15 protein-coding genes are annotated in these 12,466 nt (G+C 68.4%); 8 read left to right on the top strand and 7 right to left on the bottom strand.

Annotated features, from left to right (window positions below):
- The first annotated feature begins 94 nt into the window (after positions 1 to 94).
- Positions 95 to 799, top strand: a complete 705-nt coding sequence (trmB, locus tag ACFCV3_RS31325) for a tRNA (guanosine(46)-N7)-methyltransferase TrmB (protein ID WP_376035950.1) — start codon at positions 95 to 97, stop codon at positions 797 to 799.
- Here the strand turns inward: trmB and ACFCV3_RS31330 are convergent.
- Positions 780 to 3,347 carry a family 78 glycoside hydrolase catalytic domain gene (locus ACFCV3_RS31330; RefSeq protein ID WP_376035952.1) on the bottom strand — a complete coding sequence of 856 codons (2,568 nt, stop codon included), beginning with the start codon at positions 3,345 to 3,347 and terminating at the stop codon, positions 780 to 782. The genes trmB and ACFCV3_RS31330 overlap by 20 nt on opposite strands.
- Positions 3,348 to 3,469: 122 nt before the next feature.
- Between ACFCV3_RS31330 and ACFCV3_RS31335 the strand changes: the two genes are divergently transcribed.
- The 6 genes from ACFCV3_RS31335 to ACFCV3_RS31360 all read left to right on the top strand — a co-directional run bounded on the left by ACFCV3_RS31335 (position 3,470) and on the right by ACFCV3_RS31360 (position 8,346).
- Positions 3,470 to 4,849: a M1 family metallopeptidase gene (locus ACFCV3_RS31335; protein ID WP_376035954.1), complete on the top strand. Its 1,380-nt coding sequence runs from the start codon at positions 3,470 to 3,472 to the stop codon at positions 4,847 to 4,849.
- Between the two features lie 79 nt (positions 4,850 to 4,928).
- Positions 4,929 to 5,015: a putative leader peptide gene (locus ACFCV3_RS31340; protein ID WP_363818422.1), complete on the top strand. Its 87-nt coding sequence runs from the start codon at positions 4,929 to 4,931 to the stop codon at positions 5,013 to 5,015.
- An 89-nt stretch (positions 5,016 to 5,104) separates the two neighbouring features.
- Positions 5,105 to 6,169: an ABC transporter substrate-binding protein gene (locus tag ACFCV3_RS31345; protein ID WP_376035956.1), complete on the top strand. Its 1,065-nt coding sequence runs from the start codon at positions 5,105 to 5,107 to the stop codon at positions 6,167 to 6,169.
- Between the two features lie 24 nt (positions 6,170 to 6,193).
- Positions 6,194 to 7,000 (top strand): ABC transporter ATP-binding protein, encoded by an 807-nt coding sequence (locus ACFCV3_RS31350; RefSeq protein ID WP_376035957.1) that lies wholly within the window; start codon positions 6,194 to 6,196, stop codon positions 6,998 to 7,000.
- Complete coding sequence (locus ACFCV3_RS31355; RefSeq protein ID WP_376035959.1) at positions 6,987 to 7,862, top strand: ABC transporter permease; 876 nt, start codon at positions 6,987 to 6,989, stop codon at positions 7,860 to 7,862. Before ACFCV3_RS31350 ends, ACFCV3_RS31355 begins: the two co-directional genes overlap by 14 nt.
- Before the next feature lie 70 nt (positions 7,863 to 7,932).
- Positions 7,933 to 8,346 (top strand): PLD nuclease N-terminal domain-containing protein, encoded by a 414-nt coding sequence (locus ACFCV3_RS31360; protein ID WP_376035961.1) that lies wholly within the window; start codon positions 7,933 to 7,935, stop codon positions 8,344 to 8,346.
- A 40-nt stretch (positions 8,347 to 8,386) separates the two neighbouring features.
- On the opposite strand, the gene ACFCV3_RS31365 is transcribed toward ACFCV3_RS31360, so the two are convergent.
- The 6 genes from ACFCV3_RS31365 to ACFCV3_RS31390 form a co-directional block, all read right to left on the bottom strand.
- Positions 8,387 to 8,641: a WhiB family transcriptional regulator gene (locus tag ACFCV3_RS31365; protein ID WP_376035963.1), complete on the bottom strand. Its 255-nt coding sequence runs from the start codon at positions 8,639 to 8,641 to the stop codon at positions 8,387 to 8,389.
- A gap of 224 nt (positions 8,642 to 8,865) precedes the next feature.
- Positions 8,866 to 9,249 carry a fluoride efflux transporter CrcB gene (gene crcB, locus ACFCV3_RS31370; RefSeq protein ID WP_376035965.1) on the bottom strand — a complete coding sequence of 128 codons (384 nt, stop codon included), beginning with the start codon at positions 9,247 to 9,249 and terminating at the stop codon, positions 8,866 to 8,868.
- The gene (locus ACFCV3_RS31375) at positions 9,228 to 9,629 is read right to left on the bottom strand and encodes a fluoride efflux transporter FluC (RefSeq protein ID WP_376035967.1); all 402 of its coding nucleotides are present in this window, start codon (positions 9,627 to 9,629) and stop codon (positions 9,228 to 9,230) included. The genes crcB and ACFCV3_RS31375 overlap by 22 nt, the downstream gene beginning before the upstream one ends.
- Positions 9,626 to 10,174 (bottom strand): histidine phosphatase family protein, encoded by a 549-nt coding sequence (locus tag ACFCV3_RS31380; protein WP_376035969.1) that lies wholly within the window; start codon positions 10,172 to 10,174, stop codon positions 9,626 to 9,628. The genes ACFCV3_RS31375 and ACFCV3_RS31380 overlap by 4 nt, the downstream gene beginning before the upstream one ends.
- Before the next feature lie 4 nt (positions 10,175 to 10,178).
- Positions 10,179 to 10,511 carry a hypothetical protein gene (locus ACFCV3_RS31385; protein ID WP_376035971.1) on the bottom strand — a complete coding sequence of 111 codons (333 nt, stop codon included), beginning with the start codon at positions 10,509 to 10,511 and terminating at the stop codon, positions 10,179 to 10,181.
- Positions 10,512 to 10,575: 64 nt separating this feature from the next.
- Positions 10,576 to 11,091 (bottom strand): GNAT family N-acetyltransferase, encoded by a 516-nt coding sequence (locus ACFCV3_RS31390; RefSeq protein ID WP_376035973.1) that lies wholly within the window; start codon positions 11,089 to 11,091, stop codon positions 10,576 to 10,578.
- 254 nt (positions 11,092 to 11,345) lie between these two features.
- Between ACFCV3_RS31390 and ACFCV3_RS31395 the strand changes: the two genes are divergently transcribed.
- On the top strand, positions 11,346 to 12,422 hold the full coding sequence (locus ACFCV3_RS31395; protein WP_376035976.1) for a 3-deoxy-7-phosphoheptulonate synthase: 1,077 nt from the start codon (positions 11,346 to 11,348) through the stop codon (positions 12,420 to 12,422).
- Positions 12,423 to 12,466 lie beyond the last annotated feature (44 nt).

Here is a 12,466-nt window from a genome sequence, read left to right on the forward strand (position 1 = left end):
TGGGGCGCGGCGGATGGGGGCGGGAGCGGGCGGCCTTGGGGGGCTCGTGGAGCCGGGGGGTGGGCTTCGGGTCGGGGTCTTTAGGATTGGGCTGGTGGAGACGACGGATCGGAAGAAGCGGCGGGGTGTGCTGAGCACTACGCAGCGTGGGGTTCGGATGACGGCCGGGCAGCGCCGGGCGTGGGACGAGCACTGGTCCGAGCTGGGGTCGAAGCTGGAGGATCTGCCGGCCGGGCCGACGGATCTGGTGCGGTGGTTCGGGCGCGAGGCGCCGACCGTGCTGGAAATCGGCTCCGGGATGGGCGAGGGGACCGCGCAGCTCGCGGTGGCGGCGCCGGAGGTCAACCACATCGCGGCCGAGGTGTACACGGCCGGGCTCGGGCAGTTGATGATGCTGGCCGAGAAGTACGACCTGGAGAACCTGCGGCTGCTGCAGGGTGACGCGATCGCGTTCCTGACCGATCATGTCGCGCCCGCGGGGCTGGACGGCGTACGGATCTATTTCCCGGATCCGTGGCCGAAGAAGAAGCACCACAAGCGGCGGCTGGTCGCGCCGGCCTTCATCGCGCTCGTCGCCTCGCGGTTGCGACCCGGTGGAACGTTGCACTTGGCAACCGACTGGGCGCATTACGCCGACCAGATGCTGGCGGTCTGCGACGCCGAGCCGACGCTGCGCAACCAGTACGACGGCTGGGCCCCGCGCCCCGAATGGCGACCGGTCACCAAGTTCGAGTCCCGGGCCCAGGCGGAAGGGCGCGAGGTTCGCGACCTGATCTACGTCAAGCGGTCCGGCTCGTGAAGTTCCAGATCCCGGCGCCAACTGTGTAGATCGTGTAGCCGTCCTCGTACGTCGCCTCACCCGCCAGCGACTGCGGTACGGCGGCAACGTCCGACGCCGACTCGGATGGCACGTGGACGACTGCCGTCACCCCGACCGGCACGTGCACCTCCAGCGCGAACACTCGGCTGATCCGCTTCCACATCACGGCCACCTGCCCGCGAATCGTGGCGGTCCGGATGCTCGCCGACGCGGTTTCGCCGCGCGCATCGGGCCGGACCACGATCCGCTCCCAGCCGGCGCCGGCGTTCCGCAGACCGGCGACGTTCTCGAGGATCCACTGCACGACCGTGCCCTGGAAGTAGTGGTTGCGGGAACGCGAGTCGGCCTCCCACATCTCCCACATCGTGTCCGCGCCGAGGTCGAACCAGTAGCCCCAGCTGGGATAACTCCGCTGCAGCGCCACTTTGGTTGCCGTGTCGCCATATCCGTACGCCGTGAGCACCGGCAGCAGCACGCCGACCCCGAGGCATCCCGTGTTCAGATGGAACCCGCGCGCCTGGACATCCGCCGCCAGGTTCGCCGCGACCCGCTCAGCCAGTTCCTCGGGAACGATGCCGAAGGCAAGCGGTACGGCGTTCGACGTCTGCCGATAGTCCGGATCGTCGGTGCTCCGGTAAACGGCCAGATCCCGGTCCAGGAAGGTGCGGTTCAGACCGTCTGCCAGCTCGGCAGCCGCCTTCCGGTAGTCATGTGACTTGCCCAGCAGGTCCCCGATCTCCGCAGCCGCGAGCACCGCGCGATACAGGTACGCCGTACCGGTCAGGCGGCGGTCCTCCGGGGCCGGGCCGTCGCTGTAGCCGGGTGGCAGCCAGTCGCCGAGCACGCTGACGGAGAGGCCGTCTTCGACCCGGCCGAGTTCCCAAGCGAGGTAGCGGGTGAGCGAGTCCCAGTGCTCGCGCAGCAGCCGCTCGTCGCCGTACGCGCGATGCATTTCGTGCAGCAGGATCGGATAGACGGTCGGCCATTCGGTGGCCGGGGCGAGCTCGGTGAAGCCCCAGCCATTGGTCGGGATGATCACCGGCAGCTGCCCGGATTCCGCCTGACTGTCGCGGATGTCGCCGAGCCACTTGGTGAAGAACCGCGCGAGATCCAGCGTGGCCAGCATCGTCGGCGCACCGACCTGTGCATCCCCGGTCCAGCCGTTCTTCTCGTAGAACGGCGTGTCCGTCGGGATGCCGTGCAGATTGCTCAGCACCGTCCGCCGCATCGCCTGCTCGAACTGCTCGTACGCCGGTTCGCTCGCTTCGAACCCGGTCACCGACCGGACGTCGGAATGCACGACCCGCAACTGCACTTCGGCCCGCGCCCCGGTGATCTGGACATACCGGAAGCCCTTGTAGGAGAAGCGCGGTTCCCACTCCTCGACACCCGATCCGGCCGCGATGTACTCGTCCCGCTGGATCCGGTCTCCCTCGACGTGCCCGTTCACCGCAACCACGTTGCCGTCGGCAACCGTCTCGCCGTACGTCAGGCTGATCGTGGTACCGGCCGGCGCGCTCACCCGCAACCGCGCCCACCCGGCCGTGGTCCGGCCGAAGTCGGCGATCCAGACGCCAGGCCGAACCTCGTCGAGCTCGATCGGATCGAGCGTCTCGATGACCCGGATCGGCTCGTGCTCCTGCGCCCGCAGCCGACCGCCCGGTGGATCGACGGCGGACGCCAAAGACCATGCGGAGTCGTCGAAGCCGGCGGTGTCCCAGCCCGGCAGTGCGCGGCGGGCGTCGTACGTCTCGCCGGTGTAGAGGGAGTCCGAAATCGTCGGCCCGCCAGTGATCCGCCACGACGGATCGCTGACCACCTCGGCGACCCGGCCGTCGTCGTACTCGATCACCAGACGCGCGATCAGTTGTGGTTCAGCGGTCCACGGCGCCTGGTGCCAGCGCCACACATTGGGCGTGTTCATACCGAAGAAGCCGCGACCCAGCTCGGCGCCGACCACATTGAAACCGGACTGCAGCAGCTCGGTCACATCGTGTGTCACGTAGAGAACCGTGCGGCCGTAATCGGTGAACCCCGGATCCAGTACGGCGTCGCTCACCGCCTGACCGTTGATCCGCAGCTCGGCGTACCCGAGGCCGCTCGCATACAACCGCGCACGCCGGACTGTCCCGTCGATGCCGAACGCCCGCCGAAGCAGGGGAGCGCTCTCGGTTTCACCACCGATCCACTGCGCCTCGCCGAACCCCTCACCGAGCAGACCGGTCTCGAACCACTCCTCCGCAGCCCACCCGGAAGCACGGTCAGAGCCGTCCCACACCCGGACCGACCAGTGGTACCGCGTCCGCGGGGTGAGCGCAGGCCCGTCGTACTCGACGCCGAAGCTCGCGGCCGAGGCGACCTTGCCGGAGTCCCAGACCTCCGACTGCCCCGATCGCACCCGCACCTGGTACGCCGTCTGGGTGGCGCCGTAGCCAGGAGCAGCGGCGATCCAGCTGAACCTGGGCCGGTCCACATCGGTCCCCAACGGACGAACGGCGTACTCGGTCTTCAACGACCCGGCGAGCATCGGCGGCGGCTCCTCAGCAAAAAGTCAACGGGGACGATATGCCCTCCCTGATTACCTGCTGGCCAACCCATCAGCAAGTCTGAGGAGGAGTGCTCATGCAGATCGGCCGGAAGTTTGGCCTTGTGGCGACATCCATGGTGATGCTGTTCACCCCAATAACTCCCGGTGCGCCGAGTGCCGGTGAACGTCTGATGCCGACCCTCGGCAATGGCGGGTACGACGTCCAGTCGTATGCGGTCGCCTACGACTATTACCCCGGCAAGTCGCAGATGCCCGCTTCCGTGGACATCGTGGCGCGGGCCGAGCAGAGCCTGTCCAGCTTCACCCTCGACGCGGTGGCGCTGCAAGTGAAGTCGGTGACCGTTAACGGACTTTCTGCCGGGTTCCGGCTGGACAACCAGAAGGAGAAGCTCAGCGTCACGCCGCGGATCCCGCTGCTGCAGGGGCTGCCGTTCCGGGTGCGGATCACCTTCGTCGCCGACCGCTCGCTGGAGCCGAGGTCACCGGCCTTCCCGCAGCAGGACAACTTCGACCACTGGACGGACTGGGCCGGCGGCTTTGAACTGATGGGCCAGCCGAACCGGTCCCACCTGTTCTTCCCGATGAACGACATCCCGAGTGACAAGGCCCGGGTGAGCTTCCGGGTGAGCGTGCCGAAGGGCCTGCAAGCGGTGGCGAACGGGACGTTGCGATCGGAGCGCACCAAGGCCGGCCGGACGACCTATGTGTTCGGAACGCGGGACCCCATCCCGACGCACGTCGCACAGCTCGCGGTCGGGCACCTGACCGAGACCAAGGGCGAGGGGCCGCACGGGCTGCCGCTGCGCAGCTTCGTCGACAGCTCGAAGGCCAAGGCGGCTGGGCCGTGGGTCGCACGCGTCCCCGAGCAGCTGAAATGGGTCGAGCAGGCGATCGGAGCGCCGTACCCGTTCGAGACGTACGGCGTACTCGGCGTCGGGGGTGTGACTGGGTATGCCCTCGAGAGCGCGACGCTGTCGATGTTCAACGCGGACTACCTGACCGGGCAGCCCGGCAGCAACGACGGGACGATGATCCACGAGCTGATCCACCAGTACTTCGGGAATGCGGTGTCGGTGAAGACCTGGGACGACATGTGGCTGAGTGAGGGCCATGCGGCGTACTACACCGGTCTGTACCACGACGCGAAGGGCCGGACGAAGCTCGTGGACTTCATGCGGGACGCGTGGCAGTTCGAGTCCGAGGAGCGTCCGAAGTACGGGCCGCCCGGACGCGTGACAGACCTGAACGGCGTCCTGTTCGGGACGAACCCCGGCGGCGCGGTCACGCTCTACGCGCTGCGGCAGAAGCTCGGGGTGAAGACCTTCCAGGAGATCGAGAAGACCTTCTTCGAGCGGTTCCGGAACAAGGCGGCCTCGACCCAGGACTACATCGACGTCGTCAACGAGGTCTCGGGTCAGGATCTGACGTCCTATGTCCGGAGCTGGATCTACGGAGCCAAGACGCCGCCGTTCCCGGGCTGATCTGTCTCACATCGCGATTTATTGTCTCGTATAGTGAAATACGAGGCGATCGATGGACTTTGTGCGGTTTCATGGAGCCATGCAGGTCACCGCCAACCGGCCAGCCGACGCGCTCACCCGCCGTCGGCATGTTGACCTGCTCCGCGTTGCCTCCGCAACGTGTTGACCTTCGGCGTTGCCCTCAGCCCTGTTCGTCGCTGACTCACGCCCGCTCGCGGCCGCATCGGCCGCCCGCATCCCTTTGAAGGTCTCTCCGTGCGTATCTCTGGTCTCCGTCCCCGCGTCCTCGTGGTGGCACTGTCCCTTGCCGTCGTGGCGGCGGGCTGCAGCCGGGTCGAGCGTGACCCGGCTCCGGCCGCCGCGACCGGCAAGGGTCCGGCCGCCGAGCTCCGGCTCGGCTACTTCCCGAACGTCACCCACGCCGCCGCCCTGGTCGGCCTCGACCAGAACCTGTTCAGCAAGGACCTCGGCAGCACCAAGCTGGTCCCGACCAAGTTCAACGCCGGCCCGGAGGCGGTCGGCGCACTGCTCGGTGGCTCGCTGGACGCGACCTTCATCGGCTCCGGCCCGGCCATCAACGCCTACGCGAAGTCGAACGGCGAGGCTGTCCGCCTGATCGCCGGTACGACGTCCGGCGGGGCGCAGCTGGTCGTGAAGCCGGGGATCACCAAGCCGGAGGACCTGATCGGCAAGCGGGTGGTCACCCCGCAGCTCGGCAACACGCAGGACGTGTCGCTGAAGAAGTGGCTGGCCGACAAGGGGCTGACCGGCAAGGTCACGGTCACCAACCTCGAGAACGCGCTGACGCTGGACTCGTTCAAGGAGGGCAAGGTCGACGCCGCCTGGCTGCCCGAGCCGTGGTCGTCGCGGCTCGTCCTCGACGCCGGCGCGAAGGTGCTGCTCGACGAGAAGAGCATCTGGCCCGACGGCAAGTTCCCGACCACGGTGCTGATCGTGCGGACGCAGTTCCTGCAGGAGCACCCGGAGACCGTGAAGGCGCTGCTCAGCGGTCTGATCGCGTCGATCGACTTCGCGAACAAGGACAAGGCCGCGGCGAAGACCGCGGTGAACAAGCAGCTGAAGGCGCTGACCGGCAAGGAGCTGAAGCCGGCCGTGATCGACCGCGCATTCGGCAACATCGAGATCACCGCCGATCCGCTGGCCGCGACCTTCCCGCAGCTGGCTAAGGACCAGGCCAGCGCCGGGATCGTCAAGGAGGCCCCGAAGGTCGCCGGGTTCGCGGACCTCGGCCCGCTGAACGCCGTACTGACCGCAGCAGGAAAGCCGACGGTCGACGCCGCCGGTCTCGACACCAAGTAATCCCGACCGATCGAGGAGCAGACCATGACCGCGACAGTCGAGGTACCCCGCCAGGTGAGCGAGCACGTGGTGCGTCCGGTGCGTTTCCACCAAGTCGGAAAGGCCTTCGGGACCGGCCGCAAGGAGGTCGTGGCGCTGGACGGTGTCGACCTGGAGGTCAAGGTCGGGGAGTTCGTCTGCCTGCTCGGTGCGTCCGGCTGCGGCAAGACGACCCTGCTGAACCTGGTTGCCGGTCTGGACCAGCCGACCAGCGGCCGGATCGAGCTGAGCTCGTCGCGGCCGGCGGTCGTGTTCCAGGAGCCCGCGCTGATGCCGTGGCTGACCGCGGCCGGGAATGTCGAGCTCCCGTTGCGGATGGCCGGCGTACCGAAGACGCAGCGGCGGGCGAAGGCGGCCGAGCTGCTTGAGCTGGTCCGGCTGGCCGGGCTCGGCGACAAGCGTCCGCACGAGCTGTCCGGCGGGATGCGGCAGCGGGTCGCGTTGGCCCGCGCGCTCGCATCGACCACTGATAACACCGGTGAGGGCGCGGGCAAGCCGTCGCTGCTGCTGATGGACGAGCCGTTCTCCGCGCTCGACGCGATCACCCGCGATGTCCTGCAAGGAGAGCTGCTGCGGATCTGGCGAGCCACCGGTACGGCGATCCTGTTCGTCACCCACGACGTCCGGGAGGCGGTGCGGCTCGGTCAGCGCGTCGTCCTGCTGTCGTCGCGGCCCGGCCGGGTCGTGCGCGAATGGGATGTCGAGGGGCTGACCGGATCCAGCGAGTCCGGTGCGATCGACGAGATCAACAGCGAACTGCGCAAGGTGATCAGCAGTCATGCCGCAGCTTGATGTGAGGGAAGGCTCGGTCGAGGCCGGGCTGGATGCCCTCGACACACCGGTCGCAGCGTCCGAGGGCTCGCTGGCCCGCCGGATCGCAGCCAAGGCGTTGCCGCCGATCGGTGCCATCGTCCTGCTGGTGCTCGTCTGGCAGGTGTTGTGGGCGGCCGCGTTCTGGCCCGAGTTCAAGCTGCCGGCGCCGGCCGCGGTCTGGGCCCAGATCTGGGAGCTGGTGACGACCGGCGAGATCGTCGGACTGTTCTGGGTCTCGGTGCACCGGGCGGTGATCGGGTTCGCGATCTCGCTCGCGATCGCCGTACCGCTGGGCCTGGCGATCGCGAACATCCGCGTCGTACGGCGGGGGATCGGGCCGCTCGTGTCCGGTCTGCAGAGTCTGCCGTCGGTGGCGTGGGTGCCGGCCGCGATCCTGTGGTTCGGGCTGACCGACGGCGCGATCTACTGGGTCGTGCTGCTCGGCGCCGTGCCCTCGATCGCGAACGGACTGGTCTCCGGTCTGGACCAGGTGCCGCCGATCCTGCCGCGGGTCGGCAAGGCACTCGGCGCCGACCGGCTGGGCGGGATCAGGTACATCCTGCTGCCGGCCGCGCTGCCCGGATTCCTCGGCGGGCTCAAGCAGGGCTGGGCGTTCTCCTGGCGCTCGCTGATGGCCGCCGAGCTGATCGCGACCTCACCGGATCTGGGCGAGGGCCTCGGCCAGTACCTGCACAACGGGATGTCGCTGTCGGACATCTCGATGGTGTTCGCCGGCATCCTGCTGATCTTCGTGGTCGGCGTCGGCATCGAGCTGCTGGTCTTCCGGCCGCTGGAGAACTCGGTTCTGAAGGCCCGCGGCCTGACCAGCGCAGTCCGCTGACAGGGTTACGGCTCGGCAACTGGGGCCCGCGTCGCGGCCGGTGTTCGGCCGCGCGCCGTACTGTGGGGATGTGGTCCGATTCCTGCCGTTCCTGATCAGCCTGGTCCTCAGCGTGTACGCGCTGTTCTCCTGCATCCAGACGCCCGACGACGAGGTCCCGCACCTGCCCAAGCTGGTGTGGATCCTGATCATCGTGTTCGTCCCGTTCGTCGGGCCGATCGTCTGGCTGCTCGCGTCGCGGGTGGCGCGCGCCGGGCGTGAGCGGCCGGTGCGGCCGCCGCGGCCCGCCGGACGATCGATGGCGCCCGATGACGATCCGGACTTCCTGAAGTCACTGGATCGCTACCGGGACCCCCGGACGACGATCAAGCCGCCGGCCGACGAGCCGCAGGACACACCGCGGGCCAAGGATCCGGAAACACCGGCCGACGAGACTCCGACCGGTGACTCGCCGCCGGACGGGACCGACGACGGTAAGGCGTGAGACCGCGCCCGTAGTCGCTATCGCGAGCGGGCGCGGTTTCTCAGGCGGACTTGCGGTGCTCCAGGGAGACGTTGTCGCGCTCGGACTCTGTGGTTCCGCCCCAGACGCCGTACGGTTCTCCGACCGCAAGGGCGTGCTGGCGGCACTCCGGCTGAACCGGGCAGGTGCCGCAGAGTGACTTCGCCACCATCTCGCGGGCGCGTTTACGGACGCCACGCTCCGATTCGGGCGAGAAGAACAGCTCCGGGTTGACGTCGCGGCACGCAGACTGCGACTGCCAGTCCCACAAATCCATGAGCGGGCGGGGTAGGCGAGGCATCCCTCTCGACATGGCAACCTCCTATGACTCACCGTGAGCGCGGACGGGCGCTCGGTGAAAACTATGCTCAACCCAGGCCGAGTTCAACCCTTGTTGTCCCGAACTTCGGTTCATTCGTTATCGGCGCGTGGCGTTGCAGCCTGTGATCACGCTGTTTCACGCGGAGAGCGTGACCATCGCCTTACCCACTGTGACATGGATCACTTTGCGAGGGATGCGCCGAAAACGGCTGCCAGCAGGCCGATTCCGAGGTTGAGCAGCACTGTCAGCAAAGCCTTTGCCCGATGCCCCGAACTGGCGAGCGCGGTCGTCTCGGCCGCGAAGGTGCTGTACGTCGTGAAGGCCCCGCAGAACCCGACGCCGATCAGCAGCGTCCAGTTCTGATCGGTGACACCGGTCATCAGGCCGAGGACGAAACTGCCGACGACGTTGACCGTGAAGGTGCCCCAGGGCAACGGGACCTGTTGGCCAGTGGTCTGCAAAAGCCTTGCCACAAAGTGTTTGTCGACAATGAACCGCAGTGGCGCGCCGATCGCGGCACCCAGGGCGACGAGCAGAACGTTCATCGCCGCCGGCCCAGCCACTCGCCGAGAGTTGCCGCCAGCAACGCTGCGGCGACCGTGCCGAAGAAGTAGACGAAGGCAATCACCAGATGCGCGTGCGTCTGCACGTGCAACAACTTCTCCGTGTCCACCGCGTACGTCGAGAAGGTCGTGAAGCCGCCGAGGATCCCGGTCCCGAGGAACGGCCGCAGCAGTGGGTGCGATCGCGGAGTGAGTCGTGCGAACAGCACGCCGATGGCCAGACAGCCCGTCACGTTCGTGAGGAACGTGGCCCAGGGAAAGCCACCCTCGGCGTGCGGAATCGCCGCTGCGAGCCCGTAGCGGGCCAATGAGCCGACGATCCCGCCGAGGGCCACCACGCCGAGCACGCGTGGCAGCCCAGGCTGAGCAACTTCGGTCACACCGCCGGAGCGTAGCGGTAGTACTCATGGGCCCCATGCGCAGTCCCGGTCTCTCCGGTCAGCGCGCGGATCACCGTCGCATGGGTGACCGCGAGCACCGGCCCGTCCGTGCCGGCCGCATGCCGGGCGAGCGCCGTCTCCGCTCGCTCCCGCACCTTGGACAACGGCTCCCACGGCCGCCGGATGCCGTCCGGCCACTCACCGCCGTACGCCTCGAACTCGGCCTTGGCGGCCAGTACGTCGGCGTGGCCGCGCCAGCTGCCCGAGTGATCCGGCAGCCAGTCGCGCAGGTCGTGATCGACCCGTACGCCGAGCGCCAGCCGGTGACCGACGATCGCGGCGAACTGGAGCGCCCGCGTGTACGGCGAACTGACCAGGTACGTCGCACCGATCCCGCCGAGCAGGTCGGCCAGCTCCTCGGCCTGCCGCACCCCGTCCGGTGTCAGCGGGGCCGAGTCGGCCGCGGCTCCGCGCAGCCCTTGACCGTCGATCCGTGCGTAGTCGGGCTCCCCGTGCCGAACCAGGTAGATCTGCGTGACTGGCATCGGCCTAGCGAAGATGTCGGGCCCCTGCCCACCCCTGAGGAGCGGACGGTGGCCGGATCTGATGAAGCTCGTCGAAGAGTTGATCGATGCCTCCGGGCGGTTGGGGGCTTGTCGTCGGGGTTTGGGTGTCGATCCAGCGCACCTCGGTGGCGCCCTGGTGGCCGTGCACGGCGAGCACGGCCTCGAGCCCGGGCCAGACCGCGGTCGCCGGGTTCGCACCCCGCCACCGCAACGCCACGGACCCGTCGCTGAACTCGCAGCCCTCCGCCACCACACCGGTCCCGGAGACCCCACTCGGATCCCGGTACCGCACCAGCTCGAAGACCCGCGGCCTCACTGTCCAGCACCCCTCAGATGTCGACCCGTTGTTGCAGCGCTCAACGAGCCCGAGGCCAGGTTGGTTACTGGCCGACCGCCGGTCGGCGCATGAAGACGCGCGTCGCCGGGTCCAGCCCGAAGGCGGTTTCGGCTGCCAGCACCGCGAGCAACCCGCTGGTCAGCTCAGCCCGGGACAGCTCGACGAACCCGAGCCTCGCGTAGTACGGGGCATTCCACGGCACCTCCCGGAAGGTGCTGAGCGTCAACGTCGGCAAGCCCTGCGCGGCCGCCCACGACACGACGTGGTCGATCAGTGCTCGACCCAGCCCACGCCCCTGCTGCTCCGGGTGCACGCTCACCTGCTCGATGTGGGCCGCCCCGTCGACGATCTCGACCAGCACGAACCCGACCGGCCGGTCGTCCGCGCCGGTGATCACCCAGAGCCGACCTGCCTGGCGGGCGTGCTCGAAGGTCTCGAGTGGCGGCGGCGGATGTTCGGCGATGTCGTTCATGCCGATGCCGCGGAACAGCTCGCCGGCAGCCAGCTCCAGGGCCTGGAGGCCGGGGAGCTCGGCCGCGACGGCAGGTCGGATGGTCACCCGGTGAGACAACCACGACCGAGGAGTGGATGCCACCGGATGTGCCCGGGTGGTACTCTCGGTTCCGTGAAGCGTTGCTATTGGCGATTTTTTGAGTGGCCGGCCGTGGTGCCGGGCGACTCAGCCGATCGCTGACGCCCACCCAGTACTCCACAGCCGGCCCGAAGGCAAGGACATCCGTCCTTGCCTTTTCTTGTTCCCCAGCCGGCTGACTGCGACCTTCCGCGGTGCTCCGGCGGAAAGGTCCCACCACCATGAACACCCTCCCGCGATCCGAGCGAGCGACTGTCGTCGACCGGCGGATCGAGAAGACCGTCCCGTTGATCACGCCGCTCGCGCTGCACGACGAGCTGCCGCTGAGCGACGACCTCGCGAAGACGGTCATCGACGGCCGCCAGGCGGTGACCGACGTACTGAACGGGGTCGACGACCGCCTGCTGGTCGTGGTCGGTCCGTGCTCGGTGCACGACGCCGACGCGGCCCTCGAGTACGCCGAGCGCCTCCGCCCGGTCGCCGAGCGGCTCTCCGACGGTCTGCTGGTGGTGATGCGGGTGTACTTCGAGAAGCCGCGTTCCACGCTCGGCTGGAAGGGCCTGATCAACGACCCGGGCCTCGACGGCTCCGGTGACGTGAACCGCGGTCTGCGGCTCGCCCGGAAGCTCCTGCTGCAGGTGACCGAGCTGGGTCTGCCGGTCGGGTGCGAGTTCCTCGACCCGATCACGCCGCAGTACATCGCGGACACCGTCGGCTGGGGTGCCATCGGTGCGCGGACCGTCGAGAGCCAGGTGCACCGGCAGTTGTCGTCCGGACTGTCGATGCCGATCGGGATGAAGAACCGCCCCGACGGCAGCATCGGTACGGCGGTCGACGCGATCAAGGCGGCCGCCGTACCGCATGTGTTCACCGGTATCGACCACGACGGTGCGCCGGCCATCCTGCACACCCGCGGGAACCCGGACTGCCACCTGGTCCTGCGTGGTTCCGACGCCGGCCCGAACTACGACGCCGATTCCGTAGCCGCTGCCACCGATCTGCTCCGTACGGCGGGACTCCCGGAGCGCGTGGTCATCGACGCCAGCCACGGCAACAGCCGGAAGGACCACCGGCGCCAGCCGATCGTCGCCGCCGAGATCGGGGCGCAGGTCGCGGCCGGCAACCGGGCGATCGTCGGCGTGATGCTGGAGTCGTTCCTGCAGGAAGGCCGTCAGGATCTCGACCCGACCCGCGAGCTCACCTACGGGCAGTCGGTCACGGATGCCTGTATGGGCTGGGAAACCACCGAGTCCGTACTCACCGAACTACGGAACGCAGCCGTCGCCAGGCGCGGCTAACGCTGTTCATCTGCCCGTCTTGCGGTGGCTACAAGGCACTTCTA

The organism is Kribbella sp. NPDC056345, from assembly GCF_042262745.1.
Taxonomy (GTDB): Bacteria; Actinomycetota; Actinomycetes; order Propionibacteriales; family Kribbellaceae; genus Kribbella.